Genomic DNA, 24,054 nt, shown 5'->3' with positions numbered 1-24,054 from the left:
GCGCCGAACCGGGCGGCATGCGCGACGATCATCGCAAGACGGGATAGCCGTATGCGATGGCCGTGTGCTCCGCCGCGCGAACCGGTGCGAGTGCCGTCTCGTCCGCCGGCACGATGTCGCGCAGGAACAGCGCATCGCGGAGGCTCGCCAGCGCCGGGTCGGCGACCGCTGCCGCCAGCGCCGCCCGGATGGCCTGGATCTCCGCGTCGGGCGTCGACCTCGCGGTGACGAAGGGCAGCGCGGTGGTCGATTGCGTGGTGCCCATCACGCGCAATGCGTTGGTTAGTACCGGTTCGTACCTCCGCAGGGCCGCCCAGGTGACGGCATCGACTGCGCCGCAATCCGCCTCGCCACGCACGATCGCTTCGACAGTCGCGCGGTGTGCTCCTGTAACGATCACGTCAGCGAAGAACGCGTCGCCACCAGCAAGCGGCGCCACCACGGCGCGCAACAGGTTCATGCCCGTGTTCGATGTCGGCGCATTGATCGCCACGCGCGCGCCGCGGAACCCGGCGAGCGTGACGCGGCGATCCGCGACGCGCGCCACGATCACGCTGTGATGCGTCGGCCCTTCGCAGCCCGGCACGGCATAGACCGGCAGCGCCACCACCCGCACCGCCGGTGCGCCGGCCGCAGTCAGCGGGTATCCGCAGGCCTGCGCGAGCAACAGGCCGGGATCGTGCCAGATCGTCTCGACCGAACGGGATCGATCGAGCGCATTCGGCACGTCCGCCAGCCCCGCGTCACGCAGCCGCGCGGCGATGGCACGCCACAGGCCGTCGTTCGCCGCCCGCTGCGCCGGATGATCGTACATCCCGAGCGACGCCACCCGGCTCACGCCGGGCGATCCGCGCGATAGGCAGGATGATGCAGATCGTCGTGCGGACTGAACGCGAAACGACGCATCACCTCGCCATAGCCGCGGTAGATGCGCCCACCCTCGGCGAGAAAGCGGGCGCGGTGCGCACGATGATAGTCGGGCAGACGATACCAGGGCAGGCCGGGCCGCTCGTGATGCGCAACGTGGAGATTGTTGTTGAGGAACAGCAGCGCGAACACGCCGCCGCGCTCGACGATCGCGGCATGTGCGGTGGTGGCGAGATCGGCGCGATGCTCGGCATAGCCGCGCAGCAGCGTCAACGCGACACCGGGATAGACGAAGGCGAGCAGATAGGTGGCGACCGACAGTCCCACATGGTCGAGCCAGGCGATCAGCAGCGCCACCCCGGCGAGATGCGGCAGCCAGTCGCGCAGGAGTGCGATCGGAGCCCGCCGCAGCCGCACCAGTTCGCCGCCCAGGAACCGCGCCACGACGATCGCGGGGCCGAACAGCAGCTGCCCGATCAGCGTGGCCTGCACCGCGGCAAGGCGCGGCGCTATGCCATGTCCCTCATGGTAGCGCGATTCCGGATCGGCGGCAGGATCGGTGATCGCGCCGCAGCCATGATGCGCGAGATGCGACCGCCGGTACACCGCATAAGGCAGGTACAGGCTGAGCGGTGGCATGCCGATCGCATCGTTGAGCAGGCGGCGGTTGGTGGGATGACCGTGGATCGTCTCATGCTGCAACGACCCCTGCCAGGCGACGAGCCCCCCGCCGAGCAGTGCCAGAACCGGCAGCGGCAGCAGCGCGTGCCAGGCGGTCACCGCCAGCCAGCCGCCGTAAATCGCTGTAGCAACGGCGATCGTCGGCCAGTCGATGCGCGCCGGCGCGGACCGCTGCGAAGCGTGATGGCGCATAGGGTCTCCTGATGTCCTAAGTTGAACATCCACCCATTTGGTAGGAGTTGGCAAGCCAAGGCTTGCTTGTCACAGAGATTGCTCAACTTCTCGCGCGCGGGCATCGTCAAGCGAAGCGCCGTCGGCTAGCGAGCGCGCGCGGCTCGCGATGGCCGGAACGATGACGGAGCAGAGGAACAATGCCGAAGACGTTGGTCACCGGTGCGGCGGGGTTTATCGGGATGCACACGGCGGAGGCGCTGCTCGCCCGCGGCGGCAGCGTCGTCGGGCTCGACTCGCTCAACGATTACTACGATCCGGCGCTCAAACAGGCCCGTCTCGCCGAACTCTCCGGGCGATACGGGGACCGCTTCACCTTCCTGCACGTCGATTTCGCCGATGCGGCGACGTTGCGCGACGCGCTCGCACCGCATGAGGTCGAACGCATCGTCCATCTCGGCGCCCAGGCCGGGGTGCGCTATTCAATCGATCATCCCGAGGTCTACGGCCAGTCCAACCTGGTCGGCCACCTCAACATCCTCGAACTGGCCCGGACGCGGCGGGTCGCGCATCTGGTCTATGCGTCCTCGTCGTCGGTGTACGGCGGCAACAGCTCGGTGCCCTTCCGCGTCGAGGATCGCGTCGACCGCCCGGTGTCGCTCTATGCCGCGACCAAGCGCGCCAATGAGGTGATGAGCGAAAGCTACGCGCATCTCTATCGCCTGCCGCAGACCGGATTGCGCTTCTTCACCGTCTACGGCCCCTGGGGCCGGCCGGACATGATGATGTGGATATTTACCCGCGCGATGTTCGCCGGCGAGCCGATCCCGGTCTTCAACAACGGCCAGATGGAACGCGACTTCACCTTCATCGACGACATCGTCGCCGGGGTGATCGCCGCGCACGACCAGCCGCCGCCCGACGACGGGCAGGAAAAGGCCGGCGGCAGCGTCGCGCCGCACCGTCTCTACAACATCGGCAACAACCGTTCCGAGCCGCTCGGCCGGGTGATCGGTCTGCTGGAGGCGGCGACCGGCCGGCCGGCGATCCGCCGCGACCTGCCGATCCAGCCCGGCGATGTCGTGCGCACCTTTGCCGACATCACCGCGATCGCCGACGATCTGGGCTATCGGCCGACCACGGCGATCGACGCCGGCGTGCCGCGCTTCGTCGACTGGTACCGCAGGTATCACCGGATCTAGGCGGGATCGACGTTCAGGTTTTTGGAGAAAACGCCACCCGCGCCAGGGAAAGCGCCATCGCATGTGGCGGTAGCTTGGGTCCGCCGCCTTCCAATCCCACCCCGTCACCCCGGACTCGTTCCGGGGGCCACCGGGCCGCGAGAGAACGCTGTCCCATCAAGCCTTTCTCCTCGCCGCAGAGTGGACCCCGGAACGAGTCCGGGGTGACGGGTTAGAGGAGGACGCGGATCGAACCTCATCATCGCAGCCATATTCGTGCGATGGCCCTTACCTTGGCGGGGGAGGAATTGGCCTGAATGTCTGTCCCGCCTCAGGATGCCGCCGCCCAGGGCGCCTTCGCCAGCGCCCTGGCGAAATGGTCGATCAGCACCTGAACGCGGCGCGGCCGCAGCGGGCTCGGCGGGGTGATGAGGTGGAGGCCGAGCGGGGCAACGCTCCACTCGGGCATCGCCACCTCGAGCCGTCCCTCGCGCAGCTCGCGCCAGACGAGGAACTCGGGCTGGAGCGCCAGTCCCTGGCCCGCGAGCAGCGCCGGGTTGAGCATGTCGGCATTGTCGGTCCACACGCGCACCGGCGGCTCGACCGTCTCCTCGCCGAACTGCGGATGGGCGAAGCGCCAGACCCCGCGGCTCGTGCCGCCGGTATAGGCCAAGGCGCAATGATGCTGCAGCTGTGCCGGGTGGCTGGGCCGGCCATGGGTGTCGAGATAGCCGGGGGCGGCGACGAGCAGGATACGGACCGTGCACAGCCGCCGCGCGAGCAACGAACTGTCCTCCAGCGCCGCAATCCGCAGCGCCAGATCGAAGCCCTCGGCGACGAGATCGACGCGCCGGTCGCTGAGCGCGAAGTCGAGCGTAATTTCCGGATAGGCGGCGAGGAACTCGGGCAGCGTCGCGCCGACGTACGCGGTGCCGAACGACAGCGGCGCCGAGATCCGCACCAGCCCGCGCGCGACATCGGACTGTTCCGCCGCCTCGTCCTCCAGCGCCTCGCCCTCCTGCAGGATGCGGCCGGCACGGGCGAGCGCGCTGCGGCCCGCCTCGGTCAACGACAGCCGCCGCGAGGTGCGCGACAGCAGGGCGACGCCGAGCCGCGCCTCCAGCCGCGCGATCGCCTTCGAGACGGTGGGGTTGGCAAGGCCGAGCGCCTGCGCCGCCCCGGCGAAGGAGCCGCGCTCGGCGACCTTGGCGAAGATCGCCCAGGCTTCGAAATCGGGAAGTCGACGTGTCATAAACGGCAATGATGAGATGCCATCATTGCCGTTTCGTCAAGCGACACTCTCCCCCATCTTGGGCTCAACAGGAAGCGTCCCGGCTTCCCCAGGAGACAGACCATGATCGAACGTCGCCCCTTCGCCAGCCTCGGCGGTGCCAACCACGGCTGGCTCGATGCCAAGCATCATTTCTCCTTCGCCAATTACTACGATCCCAAGCGCATGGGCTGGGGCCCGATCCGCGTCTGGAACGACGACACGATCGCCGCCGGCACCGGCTTCCCGCCGCATCCGCACGCCGACATGGAGATCATCACCTATGTCCGCGAGGGCGCGATCACGCATCAGGACAGCCTGGGCAATATCGGCCGCACCGAGGCGGGCGACGTGCAGGTGATGAGCGCCGGATCGGGCGTGCGCCACTCCGAATATAATCGCGAACCCGGCACGACGACGATCTTCCAGATCTGGATCGAGCCCAAGACGCGCGGCGCGGCGCCGTCGTGGGGCGCCAAGCCCTTCCCCAAGGGCGAACGCTCGGGCAAGTTCGTGACGCTCGCCAGCGGGTTCGGCGATGATGCCGATGCGCTGCCGATCCGCACCGATGCGCGTATCGTCGGCGCGACGATCAAGGCGGGCGAGACGGCGGACTATGCGCTGGGTGTCGGCCATCACGCCTATCTCGTCCCGGCAACGGGCAAGGTCGAGATCAACGGCATGGCGCTCGACGCCCGCGACGGTGCGGCGATCGTCGACGAGGCGGTGATCCGCGTCACGGCGATCGAGGATGCCGAGATCGTCCTGGTCGACGCCGCCTAACCCGCCCCGGGGAGCGCATCTTGCGCTCCCCGGCTTCTGCCGCGAAGGTGCATGGATGAGCGACAAGATCCTGATATTCTACGGTTCCTACCGGTCGGACCGGCAGGGCATCCGTCTCGCTGACTATCTGGTCGAGGCGTTCCGCGCGCGTGGTGCCAGCCCGGAGCTGATCGACGCCAAGGCGCTCGACCTGCCGATGCTCGACCGGATGTACAAGGAATATCCGAAGGGCGAGGCGCCGGCGGCGCTCGAGGAGCTTGCGGGCAAGATCAAGGCGGCGGATGCTTTCGTCTTCGTCGCGGGCGAGTATAATTGGAGCGTCCAGCCCGGCCTCAAGAACCTCACCGATCATTTCCTCGAGGAATGGTATTGGCGGCCGGCGGCGATCGCCAGCTATTCGGCAGGGCGCGCCGGCGGTGCGCGCGCCGGCCTCGCGTGGCACGGCATCCTGTCGGAGATGGGGATGATCGTGGTGTCGAGCAGCCTCGCCGTCGGCGGAATCGGCCATGCGCTCACCGCCGAGGCGGAGCCGGTGGGTGAGGGGGGCGCAAGTCTGGCAAAGGCGTTCCCGCGTTTCGCGGACGACCTCGCCTGGTGGACCGCAGCGGCGCGCGCTCAACGCGCGGTGACGGCACCGCCGTACTAAGCCCAAACGTCTCGCCCGTGCGGTGTCCGTTCCCCTGAACCTGCGAAGGTCGCAACCCAACGCTAGGTAGGACGATAGCTCCGACGATCGGGACTCCCCGGACCGGCTATCGAACGTCCGCCGCCTTGCGCTCGGCCCGGAAGCGGTGGAGCAGCGGTTCGGTGTAGCCGTTGGGCTGGCTGACCCCCTCGAATACCAGGGCGCGGGCTGCGCGATAGGCGAGGCTCGTATCCGCATTGCCGTGCATCGGCTGGTAGAGCGGATCGCCCGCATTCTGCACGTCAACCTTCGCCGCCATCCGCGCGAACGCCGCATCGACATCGGCGGCGGACGCGACCCCGTGCAGCAGCCAGTTCGCCATATGCTGCGACGAGATGCGCAGCGTCGCACGATCCTCCATCAGGCCGACGTCATGGATGTCGGGGACCTTGGAACAGCCGATCCCCTGATCGACCCAGCGCACGACATAGCCGAGGATGCCCTGTGCGTTGTTGTCCAGTTCGTCGCGCACCTCGTCCGCCTGCCAGTCGCGGCCCGTGTCGGCGACCGGGATGGCGAGCAGCTCGGCGAGCGGTGCAGGCGCTTCGGTGCTGCGGGCGCGCTGGCGTGCGAAGACGTCGACGCGATGATAATGCGTCGCGTGCAGCGTCGCAGCAGTCGGCGAGGGCACCCAGGCGGTGTTGGCGCCGGTCTGCGGATGGCTGATCTTCTGATCGAGCATGTCGGCCATGCGGTCGGGCGCCGCCCACATCCCCTTGCCGATCTGCGCCTTGCCCGACAGGCCGCAGGCGAGACCGATCTGCACGTTGCGGTTCTCATAAGCGGCGATCCAGGTGCTCGCCTTCATCTCACCCTTCGGGATCATCGGGCCGGCGTGCATCGCGGTGTGCATCTCGTCGCCGGTGCGGTCGAGGAAACCGGTGTTGATGAAGACCAGCCGGTGGCGCACGGCATGGATGCACGCGGCGAGGTTGGCGCTGGTGCGCCGCTCCTCGTCCATCAGCCCGAGCTTGATCGTGTGCCGCGGCAGCGCGAGCAGATCCTCGACCGCGTCGAACAGGCGGTTGGTGAAGGCGGCCTCGGCCGGGCCGTGCATCTTCGGCTTGACGATGTAGATCGCGCCGCTGTGGCTGTTGCGGCCACGATCGTGCAGCGCGATCAGCGCGGTGACGATGGCGTCGAGGATGCCTTCGGGCGCATCGCTGCCGTCGGGCAGGCGGACCGCGGGCGTGGTCATCAGATGGCCGACGGTGCGGACGAACAGCAGGCTGCGGCCAGGCAGCGTCAGCGTGCTGCCGTCGGGAGCGGTATAGACGCGGTCGGCGGCGAGCGTGCGGGTCACCGTCCGCCCGTTCTTGACGAAGCTGGCGGCGAGGTCGCCGCGCATCAGCCCGAGCCAATTGGCATATGCCGCGACCTTGTCGTCGGCATCGACCGCGGCGATCGAGTCTTCCAGGTCGCAGATCGTGGTGAGCGCGCTTTCCAGCCGCACGTCGGCGATGCCGGCGGGGTCGGTGGCGCCGGTCGGGTGGGTGCGGTCGATCGCCACTTCGATGTGCAGGCCGTGGTGGCGAAGGAGCAGGCTATCGCCGGCGCGACCGACCAGCTGCGCCGGGTCGGCAAGCGCGGGCGTGCCGCCGGCCCAGTCGGCCCAGCGACCACCCGCGAGCGGCACGACGTCGTCGAGGAAGCGCTTCGCCCAGGCGACGACCTGCGCCCCGCGCGCCGCGTCATAGCCGCCGGGCGACGGCGCGCCGGGCAGCGCGTCGGTGCCGTAGAGCGCGTCGTACAGGCTTCCCCAGCGCGCGTTGGCGGCGTTGAGCAGGAAGCGGGCGTTGAGGATCGGGACGACCAATTGCGGTCCGGCCATGGTCGCGATCTCCGGATCGACGCCGGTCGGGTCGATCGCGAAGGGGGCGGGCTCGGGGACCAGATACCCGACGTCGGTCAGGAACGCCTGGTAGGTGGCGGGGTCGAAGGCATGGGCCTGATGCCAGGCGTCGATTGCCGCCTGGAGCCGGTCGCGTTCGGCCAGCAGCGCCCGGTTCTCCGGCGTGACGCTGGCGAAGAGCGCGGCGACGCCGGTCCAGAAGGCGGGCGCGGCAAGGCCGGTTCCGGGCAGGGCCTGCTCTTCGATGAAGGCGACGAGCTGGGGGGCGATGGTGAGGCCGGCACGGTCCATAACTTCTCGATCCTCTCGCAGAGGCGGTGAGGCTAGACCGGCCGCCAGCCGTTCGCTAGCCATGAAGATGTTGAAGCACTTTATCGCCTGAGGAACGAATGGCGTTCGATCCCGATTATGCCTTGTTCGTCGCGGTGGCCGATGGCGGCAGCCTGTCGGCGGCGGCGCGCGGCCTCGGCATCTCGCCGGCGATGGTGTCCAAGCGGTTGCAGCGGCTGGAGAACCGGCTGGGCGTGTCGCTCGTGCACCGGACGACGCGCCGGCTGGTGCTGACCGAGGCCGGGGCGCGGTTCCGCGACGATCTGGCCGAGGTGGTCGCCGCGCTGGGGGCGGCGGAGGCGCGGGTGACCGGCGCGCGCGACGCACCGGCGGGGCCGCTGCGCGTATCGGCACCGACCTCGTTTGGGCGGCTGCACGTCGCGCCGCACCTGGGCGCGTTCCTCGCCGCTTATCCTGCGGTCGACCTGCGCTTCGACCTCAGCGATCGCTTCGTAGACCTGCTCGGCGAGCGCGTCGATTGCGCGATCCGCATCGCGCGTGCGGTGCCCGACGCGCTGGTCGCGCATCGGCTCGGCGAGAGCCGGCGTATCCTGTGCGCGGCGCCCGCCTATCTGGCCGACCATGGCCAGCCGGCGACGATCCGCGATCTCGCCCGCCATCGCCTGCTCGCCGCCGACGGGCAGATGCCGTGGCGGCTCGCCGCCGGCAGCCGAAACGTAGCCATCGACCACGTCAGCCATGTGCGCACCAATTCGAGCGAGATGGTGCGCGAACTCGCGCTCGGCGGGGTGGGGATCGCGCTGCGGTCGCTGTGGGATGTCGGCGATGCGCTGCGCGACGGTAGGCTGGTGCGGGTGCTGCCCGATTGGGAGGGATCGGCGGAGGTCGGCATCTTCGCGGTCCACCTGCGCAGCCCGATGGTGTCGGCCGCGGTCGGCGCCTTCGTCGCCTTCCTGCACGGGACGATCGACCCGGCGCGCTGGGAAGAGTGACGGCGGCATGACGCCGAATTCATGGAACATGACGCGTCCGCCACCGCTTGTCGCAGCACGGTTTCGTTACAGGAGTGAGCCATGAAGACGCTGATGTTCCTCGCCGCCGCGACCGCCCTGGTCGGCGCGCAGCCGGCGCTCGCCAAGGGCTGTATCCGCGGTGCCGCCGCCGGCGGCGTCGCCGGCCATTATGTCGGCAAGGGCCATGCGGTCCTCGGCGCGGCCGCGGGCTGCGTCGCGATGCACCACCATTATGCCAAGCAGGCCCGCGCGCAGAAGGCGGCGGCGAAGCAGCGCTAGGGCGGATCGGCGATCGGAGCCTGGGGAGGACTCCTCCCTCTGGGTGGGCCATCGCTTCGGAACGTGTGTTCGAGCCGGTCGCCTTTCCCACCCCGTCACCCCGGACTTGTTCCGGGGTCCACTCTGCGGCTTGGAGAGGGGCTTGATTCGGCACCATTGCCTTGCGGATGGGTGGACCCCGGAACAAGTCCGGGGTGACGGGTCTGATGAGGAAAGCGATCGAACCTCACCGCCTCACCGCCTCACCGCCTCACCGCCTCACCACCTCGGCCATAGGCATCGCCGTGCCCTGAGGGGATGAACGTCGATCCCAATTAAGCTTTCACCCGTGTATCTGGGTGATAACGACCCGGAGCGGTGCGGACCGCTCCGGGTCGTTCGTACGTCGGGGGCAGGTCAGCCCTTCGTCCGCCCGCTGAGTTCGGCGCCGGCCTGGGGATCGAACTTGGCGTTGACGACGATCGCGGTCAGCGAGATCGCCGTCACCGTCCAGAAGGCGAAGGTGAAGTCGGGGAAGGTCACGCCGTCCTCGCCACGCAACAGCATCGACACGTGCAGCGCGGTCGCGCCGATGCAGATGCCGAGCGACAGCATCAGCTGCTGGAACGTCGAATAGAAGCTGGTCGCCGCGCTCATCCGGTCCTTGGCGATCTCGTCATAGGCGATGGTGTTGTAGGCGGTGAACTGGAACGACATCAGGAAGCCCGAGACGACCAGCACCGCGAACACCGCGGGCAGCGGCCACGACGGGTTGAACAGGCCGCAGCAGGCATAAGCGGCGCTGCCCGCCGCGCCCATCACGATCAGGCTGTTGCGGAAGCCGAACCGCTTGAGGATGCGGCGCGCGACCCCCTTCATCCCGAACGAGCCGATCGCCGAGGCGACGGTCATCGCGCCGCTCTGCGCGGCGGTGAGGCCGAAGGCGAGCTGCATCATCAGCGGCAGCAGGAACGGCTGCGCGCCCTGCGTGATCCGCGCCAGCGAGCCGCCGAGCACCGAGAGGCGGAAGGTCGGGATGCGCATCAGCGACAGATCGAGGATCGGATGTTCGGTGCGCCGCGCGTGGCGCCAATAAGCGAAGCCGAACAGCGCGCCGATCGCGACCAAAGTCGCGGCGAGCGGGCCCTCGCCGGGGCGGCTCGCCATCTCGAACCCGAACAAGAGGCAGCCGAGCGCAGCCCCCGACAGCAGGAAGCCGATTGGATCGAACCGGTGCGGCGTGTCCTCGCGCACGTCGGCGATGAAGCGGCCGACCAGGATGATGCCGGCGATGCCGATCGGCAGATTGAGCCAGAAGATCCAGCGCCAGTCGAGATAGGTGACGATCAGCCCGCCGACCGGCGGACCGACGATCGGCCCGATCAGCGCGGGCATGATGAGCCACGACATCGCCGAGACCATGTCGCGCTTGGCGACCGAGCGCAGCAGCACCAGTCGCCCGACCGGCATCATCATCGCGCCGCCGATACCCTGTACGAAGCGCGCGACGACCATCATCTCCAGGCTCGGCGACAGGCCGCAGGCGAGGCTGCCGACGACGAACAGGCCGATCGCGGCGCGGAACACGCGGCGCGCGCCGAACCGGTCCGCCATCGTGCCCGAGGCGGGGATGAACATCGCCAGCGCGAGCAGATACGAGGTGAGCGCGATGCTCATCTCGGGCGCGCGCACGCCGAAGTCGCGCGCCATCGTCGGCAGGGCGGTGGCGAGCACCGTGGCGTCGAGATTCTCCATGAACATCGCGGTGGCGATGATCAGCGCGACGGTGCGGTAGTTGCGGGTGGGTTCGGCACCGCCGGCATGATCGCTGGTCTGGGCGATCGCATCGCCGGCGGGCACGATGCCGTCGCGGACCTCGGCATTGACCGAAGCAATCCCGCGCCGCCGCGGCCTGAGATAGAGGCGCGGATCAAGGACGGCGGGGAGATGGAGGTGCATGCGAGGGGCGGGGCTTTCTACACTGACGGGCCTCTCCGGCGTGCGTGGCCGGGTCGTCTGCATGGGCCTTCGCTGAAGACGATATAGGGACAGGGGCGGCAGGATTGAAGGATGCAGGGGATATTTGATGCAGTTCAGGACGTGCAGGCGGTTGCCACAATCCGCCTGACATCCGTTCGACGCGGGAGGGTGACGATGCCGGGCGGACGGCCCGGCATCGCGCGATCAGTTCGCCTGTTTCCAAGCGCGGACTTGCGCCAAATCAACGTCCTTCGCATAGCACAAAGGCGCATAGCCGCCGCCGCGGCTCCACGCACTGCGGCCGCCGCAGCTCGATCCGTTCCGTGCAGAATTGTACGGACAGGCGCAGGAGCCTGGATATGCCGCGATCGACTGTTTGATGATGCGCTGCTTGATCTGCGCATCGCTGAGGCTGCCGCGGGCATCGGCCGGGGCTGCAATGGCGAGCATCGCAATGGCCGCCGCCATGAAGGCTGGAACGCGGCGCATTAAAATGCGCTCCTCTTGCGAGCCTCGGCGCCAGTGGACGCGCCTGACCAGGAGGGCGCGCGATACGGATCGACCGTCCCGGGCTTGCCAGTATCGGGATTGACGTTCCCCTTGGTGGACCAGTTATCGGATAACGTCCCATTCGGATTGGTCGCGCGATGAGGCGCGACATAGGTCCCGTCCTTTCGGGTGTAGCCCCGCACTGAATGCGAAGATTGGGCCGATGCGGATACGACGATTGTCCCGCACAGCAACGCACCGACGAATAAATGCAGCTTCACATGCCTCTCCTTCAACGTGATGGCATGTGATCGGTGACGGGATGCGGCTAATAAGAGGTTACGCCGCCAATACTTTGAAGGTGTGTAATCTGTTCATTATGCTTGATTGGCAAATCTCGGGTGGTGCAGGCCAGATCAACAGCACAATCCCGTCGATCGTATCCATTATACGTCGGGCGAAGCGGTTTGTTTTCAGAAGTCGCCAATTTGCTTGGTACATCGGGAATGGCTGTCGCGGCGTAGGAGACACGTACCTTCGATGCCGGTCAGTCCTTCACTTCAACGTCCGCGCCGCGGCGAGCGCGCGTTCGCGGCCTTCGCGGTGGCCGATGATCTTGGCGGGGTAGGCGGCCGGGCGGACGCCGTGCGCGTCGGGATCGTGGATCGTCGCGTCCGACAGGTCGGCGAGTTCCGGTACCCAATCGCGAATATAGTCGGCGGCGTCGAACTTCTCGGACTGGCCGAGCGGCGCCATGATCCGGCCGAACATGTTGGCGTCGACCCCGGTGCCGGCGATCCACTGCCAGTTGACCGAATTGTTGCCGTAATCGGCATCGACCAGACAGTCCCAGAACCAGCGCTCGCCCGCGCGCCAGTCGATCAGCAGGTGTTTGACGAGGAAGCTGGCGGTGATCATCCGCACGCGATTGTGCATCCAGCCCGATCGCCAGAGCTGCCGCATGCCTGCGTCGACAATGGGATAGCCGGTGCGGCCCTGCTGCCAGGCTTTCAGGTCGCGCCGGGCATCGGCGTCGTCGCGCCAGGGCAGCGCATCATATTTGTGGCGGCCGTTGACGCTGCCGTAATCGGGCAGCGCCAGCAGCACGCCCGCGGTGAAGTCGCGCCAGGCGAGTTCGCGCAGGAACGCCGCCGCCTCGGCGCCATGGCCGAGCGCGTGATAGACGGTCCGCGGCGAGATCTCGCCGTGGTGGAGGTGCGGCGAAAGACGGGAGGTGCCGTCTTCCGACGGCAGGTTGCGGCGGCGGTCGTAGGCGGCGACCTCGTCGGGAAAGTCCTGCGCCTTGGCGAGCGCGGCGGCCTCGCCGGGCGTCCAGTCGGTTCCGAAGGCGGTCGACCAGTCGGGCTTGGTCGGCAGGAGCCGCCAGTTGGTGAGCGCGTCGCTCTTCGGCCATCGATCGGGGGCGGGGATGGTGTCGGGCGCGGGCAGGGGCTCTTCGGGCGGCAGCTGCGCCTGCAGCGCGCGCCAGAAGGACGAGAACACGCGGAACGGCGTGCCGGCGCCGGTGGTGATGTCCTCGACGCGCGACAGGCGGTTGCCGTCGTGCAACTCCAGCGTGTCGCCGAGCGCCTCCTCCTGGCGTCGCCACCACGGTTCGTAATGGCAGATCGCGTGGATGCGGGTCGCGCCGGTGTCATCCATCAGCTGCCGCAGGATGGTGACCGCATCGCCGCGTCGCAGGATCAGGCGGCTGCCCTTTGCGGCAAGGTCTTCCCCAAGGGCGGCGAGGCTGTGATGGAGCCACCAGCGTTGCGCTCCGCCGATCGCCCATTTGCCCGGCGCGTCGTCGTCGAGGATGTAGACGGGGATCACGGGGCCGGCATGCGCGGCGGCGACGAGGGCGGGCTGGTCGTGAAGGCGCAGGTCCTGGCGCAGCCACAGCAGGGTCGTTTCGGTCATCGCTGTGCTGAGCGTTCGGGCGCGGTTTGCGGTTCCCGTGGTGGTTGGCGTGGACGTGCGAGGAGGTGTTTGTCCACCCTCCCGTCACCCCCGGCCTCGTTCCGGGGACGGTGGCGCGTGGGCGCGGTTCGCGCTGCGTCGGCCGTGCCGGGCCGGATCGACGTTCAGTCCAATTCCTCCCCCGCCAGGGGGAGGTGGCGCGCCCGAAGGGCGTGACGGAGGGGGAGGTAAGTGACGTCCTCGGTTGCGTGTCCTCCCCCTCCGTCATGCCTTCGGCATGCCACCTCCCCCTGGCGGGGGAGGAATTTTCTTCGGGGCTTGGCTGTCGATCCGGCCTAGGGTGGGGGCGTGGGACGAGGGACGGAACGATGAAGCGGATCATGATGGCGGCGATGATGCTCGGCGCCTGCTCGCCCTCCGCGCCCGAGGCGCCCGCCCCGCGGCTGCCGGTGCCGATCCGCGGCGCCGAGCAGATGACGCTGGTCCGCGGCACGGCGCTGGAGAAGCTGGTGCGTGGCAGCGTGCAGACGCGCGAGGGCGCCGTGCCGCCGGTCGAGCGGTTCGCCGCGGCCGGCGACGGCTATACGCTGCGCTACAACGACAAGCCGGATTCGAAGGGCCGCTATCGGGTGACGCCGGATCGCGTGTGCCTGCGCTTCGCGGACGATCGCAGCATCTATTGCCGCTTCTACCTCACCGATCGCGCGGGCAAGGTGTGGATGGCGGAGGATGACCGCGACTATCCGCTGCATGTCGCCGCGGTGACGGTGGCGCGGGACCGGTAGGCGCTGTCCCCCCTCCCGGCGGAAGGGGGGACGCGCAATCAGGCGATCATCGCGTTGCCGGCGATGACCTTGTCGAGCGTGATCGGATATTCGCGGATGCGCACGCCGCTGGCGTTGTAGATCGCATTGGCGATCGCCGCGCCGACGCCGCACAGGCCGAGCTCGCCGACGCCCTTGGCCTTCATCGGCGACGACATCGGATCGACCTCGTCGAGGAAGATCACCTCCTGATGCGGGATGTCGGCATGGACCGGCACCTCATAGGTGGCGAGGTCGTGGTTGACGAAGAAGCCGAAGCGCTTGTCGACCGCCAGTTCCTCCATCAGCGCCGCGCCGACGCCCATCGTCATCGCGCCGATCACCTGGCTGCGCGCCGACTTGGGGTTGAGGATGCGCCCCGCCGCGCACACCGCGAGCATGCGCCGGATGCGAATCTCGCCGGTATAGGCGTCGACGCCGACCTCGACGAAATGGCCTGCGAAGGTCGATTGCTGCGCCTTCTTGGCGAGGTCTCCGAACTCGATCGTATCCTCGGCGGAGAGGCCGGCCTCGCCCGCCGCCTGCGCCAGCGGCACGCTGCGGTTGCCCGAGCGGACCTTGCCGTCGGCGAATTCGACGTCGGCGGAGTTGAAGCCGAGCGTCTGCGCCACCGTCTCGCGCAGCTTCATGCAGGCGGCATAGACGCCCGCGGTCGAGCTGTTGGCGCCCCATTGGCCGCCCGAACCGGCGGCGACCGGGAAGCTGCTGTCGCCGAGCAGCACGTTCACCTTCTCCAGCGGCACGCCCATCACCTCGGCGGCGGTCTGCGCGATAATCGTATAGCTGCCGGTGCCGATGTCGGTCATGTCGGTGGCGACGGTGACCATGCCCTTCTTGTCGATGCCGACGCGCGCGCCCGACTTCATCGTGATATTGTTGCGGAAGCCGCTCGCGACGCCCATGCCGACGAGCCAGCGGCCGTCGCGGACCGAACGCGGCTTCGCCTGACGCTGCGACCAGCCGAATTTGTCGGCGCCCATGCGCAGGCATTCGACGAGCTGGCGCTGCGAGAATTTGCGCTCGGGCTTCTCGGGATCGACCTGGGTGTCGTTGACGATGCGGAACTGGACGGGGTCCATGTTCAGCTTCTCCGCCATTTCGTCCATCGCGACCTCGAGCGCCATGAGACCGGGCGCCTCGCCCGGCGCGCGCATCGCATTGCCTTCGGGCAGGTCGAGCACGGCGAGCCGCATCGAGATCAGCCGATTGGCGCCCGCATACAGCAATTTGGTCTGCGACACCGCGGTCTCGGGACCGCCGCCGGGCAGATCGCCCGACCCGCTCTCATGCGCGATCGCGGTGATCCTGCCATCCTTGCCGGCGCCGAGGCGGATACGCTGGCGCGTCGCCGGGCGATGCGTGGTGTTGTTGATCATCAGCGGGCGCTGCAACGCGACCTTGACCGGCCGGCCTGCCTGCCTGGCACCCAGCGCCGCCAGCACCGCATCAGAGCGGACGAACAGCTTGCCGCCGAAACCGCCACCGATATAGGGCGAGATCAGGCGGACATTGTCCTTGGGGATGCCGAGCGTCTTGGCGACGTCGCCCTTGCCCCAGGCGATCATCTGGTTCGACGTCCACAGCGTCAGCTTCTCGCCCTCCCAGCGCGCGATGCTGGCATGCGGCTCCATCATCGCGTGGCTCTGGTCGGGCGTCTCGTAGACGGCGTCGAGCTGGACCGGCGCGGCGGCGAACGCCTTTTCGAAATTGCCGACGCGGTCAACGGGGGGCGCGGAGCTGCCCTCGCCACTGCTGTCGCCCTTCAGCGGCGCGGTCTTGAGCGCGGTGTCGAGGTCGAACCGGCCCTTCTCACGCGCATAATCGACGCGGATCAGCGCCGCGGCGGCGCGTGCCTGTTCGAACGTCTCGGCGACGACGAGCGCGATCGCCTGGTGATAATGGTCCACCGCGGGTCCGCCGAGCAGCTTGGCGGTGTTCATGTCGCCCTTGCCGAGCGGCCCTGCGGTGTCGGCGGTGACGATCGTCAGCACGCCGGGCGCGGCCTTGGCGGCGGCGAGATCCATCGCGGCGATCCGCCCCTTGGCGATGCCCGCACCGAGGACGTAGCCGTAAGCGGCGTTCGGGGCGACGTCGTGACGCTCATAGGCGTAGGGCGCGGTGCCGGTCGTCTTGAACTTGCCGTCGATGCGATCGGTGGGCTTGCCGATGACCTTGAGCTGGTCGATCGGGTTCTGGCCGGCGGGCTGATCAAACTTCATGCTGCGTCTTTCGCTTCGGCCATCACCGCGGCGAGCGTGCGCTCGACGAGGGGCACCTTGAAGGCATTGTCCTGGGTCGGGCGGGCACCGGCGAGCAGGCGGCTCGTCACGGCCTTCGCCCCTTGCGGCAGCGCGGCTTCCGCCGCCTCCACGCGCCACGGCTTGGGCGCGATGCCGCCGATCGCGACATGGCCGCTGCCGTCGCGCTGGAGGATCGCCGCCACCGAGACGAGCGCATAGGCGTAGGACGCCCGATCGCGCACCTTGTGATAGAGGTGCGTGCCACCGACCGGCTTGGGCAGCGTGACCGCGGTGATCAGCTCGCCCGGCTGCAAATTGGTGTCGATATGCGGCGTGTCGCCCCACAGGCGATGGAAATCGGCGATCGGGATGCGGCGGGTCTGCCCCGACGGCTGCACCGTCTCCACCGTCGCATCAAGCACGCGCATCGCCACCGCCATGTCGCCGGGATAAGTGGCGATACAGGCGTCGCTGGTGCCGATGATGCCGAGCTGGCGGCTGTAGCCGCCGATTGCCGCGCAGCCCGAACCGGGCTTGCGCTTGTTGCACGGCTGGTTCGTGTCGTAGAAATACGGGCAGCGCGTGCGCTGGAGCAGATTGCCCGCGGTCGTCGCCTTGTTGCGCAACTGGCCCGAGGCGCCCGCGACGATCGCGCGGGTCAGCACGCCATAGTCGCGCCGCACGCGCGGGTCGGCGGCAAGATCGGTGTTGCGCACCAGCGCGCCGATACGCAGGCCGCCGTCCGGCGTCGGCTCGATCTTGTCGAGCGCGAGGCGGTTGACGTCGACCAGATGCACCGGCTGCTCGATCTGGAGCTTCATCAGGTCGAGCAGGTTGGTGCCGCCGGCGATGAACTTGGCGCCGGCCTTGGCAGCGACCGCCGCCGCCGCGGCCGCGGGCGTCTCGGCCCGCTCGTAGGTAAAGGCCTTCATGCTTTCGCCCCTGCGACTTCGCTCATCGCTTCGATGATGTTGGAATAGGCGCCGCAGCGACAGATGTTGCCGCTCATCCGCTCGCGCATCTCCGCCGCGGTGGCGGTCGGCTGGCCGGCGACATCCGCCTGGACGTGGCTCGGCACGCCGCGCTTGATCTCGTCGAGCACCGCCACCGCCGAGCAGATCTGGCCGGGCGTGCAATAGCCGCACTGATAGCCGTCATGCTTGATGAAGGCGGCCTGCATCGGATGCAGGTCGTCGGGCTTGCCGAGCCCTTCGATCGTCGTGATCGAATCGCCGTCGTGCATCACCGCGAGGGTGAGGCAGGAGTTGATGCGGCGACCGTCGACCAGCACCGTGCACGCGCCGCACTGGCCGTGATCGCAGCCCTTCTTGGTGCCGGTCAGCTTCCAATGTTCGCGCAGCGCGTCGAGCAGCGTGGTGCGGGTGTCGAGGTCGAGGCGGCTGGTGCGGCCGTTGACCTTGAGCGTCACCGGCATGGTCGGAGTCATCGCGCGATCCTGCATCTGCGGCGTCGCGGCTTCGGCAGGCAGTGCGGTTGCGGCAACGCCGACGGTCCCGACCGCGATCACCCCGCGGCGGGACATCTGAAATTCATTCTGGCTCATAGGAGGCCCCCGTGATGCTGTCGAGCGCCGGGACCTCTATGATCCCGATCGTCTATCGGCTCCGGTGGGGCTTATCCTGCCTTATCCAACCAAAGCAAACGCTTGGTTGGACTACGCGGCACGGTAGGTCCGGGTTCCACCTATCACAGGCGAAACCCGGACTTTCCGATCAGAAGCCGATGTGGGCGCCGGCCGACAGGACGACGGCATGCGCGTCCTGCAACGACCCGCGGGTCAGCACGGTCGTCTGTGCGATCGTGCCGGTATAGGCCTGCGTCGGCCGGTCGATCGTCGCGTTCTTGAAATCGACGTAGTTGGCGGCGAGATCGATGCCGAACTTCGGCGTGAGCTGGAAGGTGCCGCCCGCGCCATAGTTCCAGCGGTTGGCGTCCGGCACGCGCGCGTCGCGCAGCCCGTTCTGCGTCGGCGTGGTCGCATGCTGCACGCCGGCACGCAGCGTCAGCCGCGGCGAAACCTCATAGTCGAGCCCGCCGGCGAGGCTGTAGCTGTCCCGATAATTCTCGGGCAGCGCGGTGTTGAGCGGCGCGCCGAGGCGGATCGCATCGAACTTGCTCCAATTGTAGCGGACCGCCTGGCCGTTCAGCGTCAGTTGCGGCGTGGCGCGGATACGGGCGCCGACGATCACCTGCGCCGGTGTGTAGAAGCTCGCCTCGACATCCGACACGGTGCGGTTCTGCGTCGCGAGCGGGCCGACGAGCCCCTCGACGAGCAGGTCGCCCTTCAGCGTGTGCTCGATGCGCGACTTGTAGCTGATGCCGACGGTCGCCCAATCGTTGTGCATCTGCACGCCCGCGGTCCAGCCGAGATCCCAGCCGTCGCCTTCCAGCTTCTGGCGGCCGTCGGTCGTTGAGGCGATGTTGGGCAGACTGTTGCCGAGGCTGGCATAGACGTGCTCGACATTGGCGGCGCCGCCGACGCGCAGCCAGTCGGTCAGCGCGATCGCGATCGAGGGCTGGATGTCGATCGTCTGCAGCTTGGTGCGGGTCGCGCTGTAGCGCGTCCAGCTGGTCGAGTCATAGTCGGTGGTGAAGCTGTACGGCGAGGTCACCGCAAGGCCGATCGCGACCGGACCGAAGGGCATCGCAACCGCGCCCGACGGCAGCAGCCCCTTGTCGATCGGGTTGCGCGCGACCTGGTCGCCACCGACGGCGGCGAACTGGCCGGCCCGGGTGCGCTGCACCAGCGTGCCGTCGTTGACGACCTTGCCCTTGGGCAGGATGCCGGATGCGTTGATCGCCGCTTCGCCATGCTCCATGCCGGCGATCGACGCCGGGTTCCACCACAGCGACTGGGGGCCGGTGTCGGCGACTTCGCCCGAGAAGGCGCGACCGGCGCCGCGCGCCGACTGTTCCTGCAGGTAGAAGGCCTGCGCGTGCGCGACGGTGGCGAAACCGAACGAGCCGAGCACCGCGGTCGCGAGCAGGGAGGTCTTACGAAGGGTCATTGCGGGATTTCCTAAAGCTGACTGGGGAGGGACGGATTAGCGGATGCGCGTCCAGGTCTGCGTCTTGCACAGCGGCACGAAGACGCAGCCGCGAACCTTGAGCGTGTTCGCGTTGATCGGCGTCACCTTCGCCTTGTAGGTCTTGCCGTCTTCCGGATTGTAGATCTGGCCACCCGACCAGGATTCACCGTCGGCGGTGAAGCCGCTGATCAGCATCAGCCCCTTGAGCGGGCGATTGCGCAGCGCGGCATTCTGGTTGTTGGCGTCCTTGAGATCGGGCTGCTGGCGGAGCAGTTCGGAGGTCAGCAGCCGGCCGCAGATCGACGGGCCGCAGCGCTGGATCTCGACGACGCCGTTCTTCGTCTCGGTCTTCCAGCGACCGATCGCCGTGTCGGCGGCGGGGGCAGGGGCCGCTGCGAGCAGGGCGCCCAGCAATAGCAGGGACATGCGTATTCTCCTCTCCGTGATGCGCGCTAACAGCCACGCGCATCGATCAAGCCTTTCAAAGCTTTCGCGCCGTATCTGTACGGTCGCGGTGTGTCGCCATCATTGCCGGTCAACGATGAACGATGACCTAATGGCTAACAGGATGCCGTATACGGCAACCTGCGGCCCGCCTAACCCGCTGGCGTCGGGTGTCAAGCGGGGGTTGGGTGGCCGGGGCGGTTTCGCGCAAGGTGCGGCGCGGGGGCCACGGACCGAAGTATGCCCTCGCGATGCGGGGGAGGGCTGCCGCACATGATCGTTGGTTCGAGCCGGTGCCTTCCCGCCCCACCCCGTCACCCCGGACTCGTTCCGGGGTCCACTCTGCGGCGGGGGGAAAGGCTTGATCCGAGACCGTTCTCTTGCGGCTGGGTGGACCCCGGAACAAGTCCGGGGTGACGAAGCTGATGAGGAAAGCGATCGAACCTCACCAGCCCGGCCATTTGGAAGCGTCCCCCCCGTGAGAGGAAGGGTTCCGATCAGTTCCGCAGCGGCTTGCCCGTCGTCAGCATCTGCTGGACGCGCGCCTGGGTGCGCGGGTCCTTCACCGCGTCCATGAAGCCCTCGCGCTCCAGCTTGAGCAGGTCGTCCTCCTGTACGATGTCGACCAGATCGGCGTCGCCGCCGGTCAGCACCATCGCCAGCCGGGCCGAGACGACTTCGTCATACTCCGTCGCCATCCCCTTCTTGCGGAAGCCGTCGACCACCCCGGCGATGCCGACGCGGCCGCTTTCGCCGGGCAGGCGGAAGGTCGGCTTCTCCGGCGGCGCATAGCCGTCGACCAGCGACAGCGCCTTGGCCTTGGCGTCGGCGAGCAGCCGGTCGCGGTTCATCGTGATGCCGTCGCTCGGCCGCAGAAACATCATCTCCTTGGCGAGCGCCGCCGATTTGGAGACCTGCGCGGTCGAGATCATCTCGAACGCCTTGGCGACGGCGGGCATCGGCCCGCGCGGCATCATCGGCGCCTTCGCCATACGGTCGAGCATCTCGCCGTTGCCGCCCCAGCCGGGCAGCAGGCCGACGCCGCATTCGACGAGGCCGACATAGGTCTCCGCATGTGCCTGCACCGCGTCCGAATGGAGCAGCACCTCGCAGCCGCCGCCGAGCGCCATGCCGGCGGGCGCCGAAACGACCGGGAAGGGCGCGTATTTCAGCGCCTTCAGCGCCTGCTGGCCACCGGCGATGAGCTTCTCGATCTCGCCCCACATGCCGGCGGCGACGGCGAACATCGCCATGCCGAGGTTGGCGCCGGCCGAGAAGTTCGAGCCCTCGTTATAGATCACCAGCGCCTTGAACCGCTGCTCGACGATCGGGATCGCCTGCTGGATCAGCGCCATGATCTCGCCGTCGAGCGCGTTCATCTTGGTGGTGAATTCGAGCGCGGCGACGCCGTCGCCGATGTCCCAGAGCGCCGCGGAGGCGTTGCTGACGATCGGCTCGGCGCCGAGCTTGATATCCTCGAGCAGCACGACGCCCTCGCCGCGCACGACGTCCTGATAGTCGCCCGTTAGGGTGAGGAACTGGCGCTTGCCGTCGACGACGCGGTAGAACGGCCGGTCGCCCGCGGTGTCGAGGATCGCGGGCACGCTGCGGCCCTCGTCGCGCAGTCGCGCGGCAAAGGTGGCGGCGCCGATCCGGTCGATCAGCTCGAACGGCCCGAACTTCCAATTGTAGCCGAGCTTCATCGCGTCATCGATGCCGACGATATCGTCGGCGGCCTCGCCGACCAGCATCGCGGCATAAGAGAGCGTCTTGCCGAGGATCTCCCAGGCGTACTCGCCGACCTTGCCCGGCACTGCGATCAGTGCGGCGAGATCCTTCTCGGCCTTCGGCGGCAGCGCGGCGGGCTTGATCCCCTCGCGATAGTCGCCGGTCGCAAGATCGAGCGCGAGCTTGGTCTTCGTCGCCTTGTCGAAGCGGTAGAAGCCGCCCTTGCCCTTGCGGCCGGTAAAGCCCTCGGCGATCATCTTGTCGACCAGCGGCATCGGCCGCACCGTGTCGAAATAGGGGTCGCCCTGCGGCAGCGTCGACGACAGGCTCTTCGACAAGAGCGGCATCAGGTCGACGCCGACGAGATCGACGAGGCCGAAGATGCCGGTCTTGGGCACGCCCATCGGCCGGCCGCCGATCTGGTCGGCCTCCTCGACCGTCAGCCCTTGGTCCATCGCGGCGTTGATCGCGACGGCAAGCCAATAGGTGCCGATGCGGTTGGCGATGAAGCCCGGCGTATCCTTGGCGCGGACGATGCGCTTGCCCATGAAGCGGTCGACGAACGCCTCGACCTTCTCCGCCACGGCGGCATCGGTGTGCGCGCCGCGGACGATCTCGATCAGCCGCATGTAGCGCGGCGGATTGAAGAAGTGGGTGATGAGGAAGTCGGCCTTGAACTGGTCCGAGCGCCCCTCGACGAGGTTGCCGAGCGGGATCGTCGAGGTGTTCGACGACACCGCGGTGCCGGGGCGCTTCAAGGCCTCCAGCTTGGCGTAGAGCGACTGCTTGATGTCGAGCCGCTCGACGATCGCCTCGACGATCCAGTCGCATTCCGCGACGCGGTCGAGATGGTCGTCGATATTGCCCGTCTCGACCAGTTTCGCCGCGCCGGCCGACATGAACGGCGCGGGATCGGTCTTGAGCATCCGGGCGACGGCGCCCTTGGCGACCGCGTCGCGATCGTCACCCTCACGCGCCGGAATGTCGAGCAGCAGTACCGGGATGCCGGCGTTGGCGACCTGCGCGGCGATGCCGGCGCCCATCACGCCGGCGCCGATCACGCAGACTTTGCGAATAGCGTCGGCCATCATGCGCGCTCCAGCACCGTGGCGATGCCCTGGCCACCGCCGATACACTGGGTCGCCAGCGCATAGCGGCCGCCCTCGCGTTCCAGCAGCGCCGCCGCCTTGCCGACGATGCGCGCACCGGTCGCGCCGAGCGGATGGCCGATCGCGATCGCGCCGCCGTCCTTGTTGATCGTCTCGTCCTTCAGGCCGAGGTCGCGGATGCAGGCGATCGCCTGGCTCGCGAACGCCTCGTTGATCTCGACCACGTCGAGGTCGGCGACCGACACGCCGGCGCGGGCGAGCGCCTTCTGCGAGGCGCTGATCGGGCCGAGGCCCATCGTCTCGGGCTCGATCCCCGACACGCCCACCGCCTTGATCCGGGCGAGGATCTTGAGGCCGTGCTTCTTCGCGAACGCCTCGGAGGTGACGAGCACCGCCGAGGCGCCGTCGGTCAGCGGCGACGAGGTGCCGGCGGTCACCGATCCTTCCTGGCTGAACGCGGGCTTGAGGTTGCCGAGCGCCTCGACGGTGGTGTCGGGACGGATCGTGCCGTCCTCGCTAACGGTGCCGGCCTTGGTGGTGATCGGCACGATCTCTTCGGCGAGGCGGCCGTCGGCCCGCGCCGCGGCGGCCTTCTGCTGGCTCTTCACCGCGAACGCATCCTGCTCGCCGCGGGTGATCTGGTATTTGGTCGCGACGTTCTCGGCGGTGTCGCCCATGCCCATGTACGCGCCCGGATTCGCCTTCGCGAGCGCCGGATTGGGCAGGGGGTTGTAGCCGCCCATCGGGATGCGGCTCATCGACTCGAGGCCGGCGCAGATGAAGGCCTCGCCCGCGCCGATCTGGATCTGGCCCATCGCGATATGGATCGCGCTCATCGACGATCCGCAGAAGCGGTTCACCGTCATGCCGCCGACCGACAGCGGCAGATCGGCGAGCAGGCCGATCAGCCGCGCGACGTTGAGGCCCTGCTCGCCCTCCGGAAAGGCGCAGCCGAGGATGACGTCCTCGATCTCCGACGCGTCGACGCCGGTCTTCTCGATCAGCCCGCGGATCGTCTGCGCGGCGAGGTCGTCAGGGCGGACGCGGGCGAGGGCGCCCTTGCCGGCGAGATGGAAGGGCGAGCGCGCATAACCGGCGATGACGACGTTGGTCATGAAAACCTCTCTCTTGCAGGCAACCGAGACTTGCGGGATGCCGTATAGGTGCGATACCTTCCCATTACGTCAAGTGGTGCGAGCCGACAATATGCTCGATAGA

General features: G+C 68.2%; 20 protein-coding genes. 6 read left to right on the top strand and 14 right to left on the bottom strand.

Annotation, left to right across the window (positions count from 1 at the left end):
- Nucleotides 1–28: 28 nt before the first annotated feature.
- Both HD841_RS10390 and HD841_RS10385 read right to left on the bottom strand, forming a co-directional pair.
- Nucleotides 29–838 carry a phosphate/phosphite/phosphonate ABC transporter substrate-binding protein gene (locus tag HD841_RS10390; protein WP_373562988.1) on the bottom strand — a complete coding sequence of 270 codons (810 nt, stop codon included), beginning with the start codon at nucleotides 836–838 and terminating at the stop codon, nucleotides 29–31.
- On the bottom strand, nucleotides 835–1,740 hold the full coding sequence (locus HD841_RS10385; RefSeq protein ID WP_179508755.1) for a fatty acid desaturase: 906 nt from the start codon (nucleotides 1,738–1,740) through the stop codon (nucleotides 835–837). Before HD841_RS10385 ends, HD841_RS10390 begins: the two co-directional genes overlap by 4 nt.
- A 179-nt stretch (nucleotides 1,741–1,919) precedes the next feature.
- Here HD841_RS10385 and HD841_RS10380 point away from each other — a divergent pair, with 179 nt between their 5' ends.
- Nucleotides 1,920–2,921, top strand: a complete 1,002-nt coding sequence (locus HD841_RS10380; protein ID WP_179508754.1) for an NAD-dependent epimerase/dehydratase family protein — start codon at nucleotides 1,920–1,922, stop codon at nucleotides 2,919–2,921.
- A 310-nt stretch (nucleotides 2,922–3,231) separates the two neighbouring features.
- Here HD841_RS10380 and HD841_RS10375 read toward each other — a convergent pair whose 3' ends face one another.
- On the bottom strand, nucleotides 3,232–4,152 hold the full coding sequence (locus HD841_RS10375) for a LysR family transcriptional regulator (protein WP_179508753.1): 921 nt from the start codon (nucleotides 4,150–4,152) through the stop codon (nucleotides 3,232–3,234).
- Nucleotides 4,153–4,254: 102 nt separating this feature from the next.
- Between HD841_RS10375 and HD841_RS10370 the strand changes: the two genes are divergently transcribed.
- Nucleotides 4,255–4,953 carry a pirin family protein gene (locus tag HD841_RS10370; RefSeq protein WP_179508752.1) on the top strand — a complete coding sequence of 233 codons (699 nt, stop codon included), beginning with the start codon at nucleotides 4,255–4,257 and terminating at the stop codon, nucleotides 4,951–4,953.
- Nucleotides 4,954–5,008: 55 nt separating this feature from the next.
- Nucleotides 5,009–5,599: an NADPH-dependent FMN reductase gene (locus HD841_RS10365; protein ID WP_179508751.1), complete on the top strand. Its 591-nt coding sequence runs from the start codon at nucleotides 5,009–5,011 to the stop codon at nucleotides 5,597–5,599.
- Nucleotides 5,600–5,705: 106 nt separating this feature from the next.
- Here the strand turns inward: HD841_RS10365 and HD841_RS10360 are convergent, their stop codons facing one another.
- The gene (locus tag HD841_RS10360) at nucleotides 5,706–7,781 is read right to left on the bottom strand and encodes a malate synthase G (RefSeq protein ID WP_257015402.1); all 2,076 of its coding nucleotides are present in this window, start codon (nucleotides 7,779–7,781) and stop codon (nucleotides 5,706–5,708) included.
- Between the two features lie 98 nt (nucleotides 7,782–7,879).
- On the opposite strand from HD841_RS10360, the gene HD841_RS10355 reads away from it, so the two are divergent.
- Both HD841_RS10355 and HD841_RS10350 read left to right on the top strand, forming a co-directional pair.
- Nucleotides 7,880–8,773, top strand: a complete 894-nt coding sequence (locus tag HD841_RS10355) for a LysR family transcriptional regulator (RefSeq protein WP_179508749.1) — start codon at nucleotides 7,880–7,882, stop codon at nucleotides 8,771–8,773.
- 81 nt (nucleotides 8,774–8,854) lie between these two features.
- Nucleotides 8,855–9,073, top strand: coding sequence for a hypothetical protein (locus HD841_RS10350; protein WP_179508748.1), 219 nt, complete (start codon nucleotides 8,855–8,857; stop codon nucleotides 9,071–9,073).
- A 396-nt stretch (nucleotides 9,074–9,469) separates the two neighbouring features.
- On the opposite strand, the gene HD841_RS10345 is transcribed toward HD841_RS10350, so the two are convergent.
- From HD841_RS10345 to HD841_RS10335, 3 genes are all read right to left on the bottom strand, one after another.
- Nucleotides 9,470–11,011, bottom strand: a complete 1,542-nt coding sequence (locus HD841_RS10345; protein WP_179508747.1) for a DHA2 family efflux MFS transporter permease subunit — start codon at nucleotides 11,009–11,011, stop codon at nucleotides 9,470–9,472.
- 225 nt (nucleotides 11,012–11,236) lie between these two features.
- A complete protein-coding gene (locus tag HD841_RS10340) occupies nucleotides 11,237–11,521 on the bottom strand; it encodes a hypothetical protein (protein ID WP_179508746.1) in 285 nt (94 codons plus the stop codon).
- Nucleotides 11,522–12,076: 555 nt separating this feature from the next.
- A complete protein-coding gene (locus HD841_RS10335) occupies nucleotides 12,077–13,441 on the bottom strand; it encodes a cryptochrome/photolyase family protein (protein ID WP_179508745.1) in 1,365 nt (454 codons plus the stop codon).
- Between the two features lie 368 nt (nucleotides 13,442–13,809).
- Here HD841_RS10335 and HD841_RS10330 point away from each other — a divergent pair, with 368 nt between their 5' ends.
- Nucleotides 13,810–14,226 (top strand): hypothetical protein, encoded by a 417-nt coding sequence (locus HD841_RS10330; RefSeq protein WP_179508744.1) that lies wholly within the window; start codon nucleotides 13,810–13,812, stop codon nucleotides 14,224–14,226.
- Nucleotides 14,227–14,264: 38 nt separating this feature from the next.
- Here HD841_RS10330 and paoC read toward each other — a convergent pair whose 3' ends face one another.
- The 7 genes from paoC to HD841_RS10295 form a co-directional block, all read right to left on the bottom strand.
- Nucleotides 14,265–16,484: an aldehyde oxidoreductase molybdenum-binding subunit PaoC gene (gene paoC / locus HD841_RS10325; RefSeq protein WP_179508743.1), complete on the bottom strand. Its 2,220-nt coding sequence runs from the start codon at nucleotides 16,482–16,484 to the stop codon at nucleotides 14,265–14,267.
- Nucleotides 16,481–17,437, bottom strand: a complete 957-nt coding sequence (locus HD841_RS10320) for an FAD binding domain-containing protein (RefSeq protein WP_179508742.1) — start codon at nucleotides 17,435–17,437, stop codon at nucleotides 16,481–16,483. The genes paoC and HD841_RS10320 overlap by 4 nt, the downstream gene beginning before the upstream one ends.
- Nucleotides 17,434–18,069, bottom strand: a complete 636-nt coding sequence (paoA, locus tag HD841_RS10315; protein WP_179508741.1) for an aldehyde dehydrogenase iron-sulfur subunit PaoA — start codon at nucleotides 18,067–18,069, stop codon at nucleotides 17,434–17,436. The genes HD841_RS10320 and paoA overlap by 4 nt, the downstream gene beginning before the upstream one ends.
- 169 nt (nucleotides 18,070–18,238) lie before the next feature.
- Nucleotides 18,239–19,534: an OmpP1/FadL family transporter gene (locus tag HD841_RS10310; protein ID WP_179508740.1), complete on the bottom strand. Its 1,296-nt coding sequence runs from the start codon at nucleotides 19,532–19,534 to the stop codon at nucleotides 18,239–18,241.
- Nucleotides 19,535–19,570: 36 nt separating this feature from the next.
- On the bottom strand, nucleotides 19,571–19,981 hold the full coding sequence (locus HD841_RS10305) for a DUF2147 domain-containing protein (protein WP_179508739.1): 411 nt from the start codon (nucleotides 19,979–19,981) through the stop codon (nucleotides 19,571–19,573).
- Between the two features lie 515 nt (nucleotides 19,982–20,496).
- The gene (locus HD841_RS10300; protein WP_179508738.1) at nucleotides 20,497–22,815 is read right to left on the bottom strand and encodes a 3-hydroxyacyl-CoA dehydrogenase/enoyl-CoA hydratase family protein; all 2,319 of its coding nucleotides are present in this window, start codon (nucleotides 22,813–22,815) and stop codon (nucleotides 20,497–20,499) included.
- Nucleotides 22,815–23,951: a thiolase family protein gene (locus HD841_RS10295; protein ID WP_179508737.1), complete on the bottom strand. Its 1,137-nt coding sequence runs from the start codon at nucleotides 23,949–23,951 to the stop codon at nucleotides 22,815–22,817. Before HD841_RS10295 ends, HD841_RS10300 begins: the two co-directional genes overlap by 1 nt.
- Between the last annotated feature and the right edge of the window lie 103 nt (nucleotides 23,952–24,054).

The organism is Sphingomonas melonis (assembly GCF_013409985.1).
GTDB lineage: Bacteria > Pseudomonadota > Alphaproteobacteria > Sphingomonadales > Sphingomonadaceae > Sphingomonas > Sphingomonas melonis_A.
The sequence above is the reverse complement of the archived record's forward strand: the minus strand, read 5'-3'. Positions and strand labels throughout refer to the sequence as shown.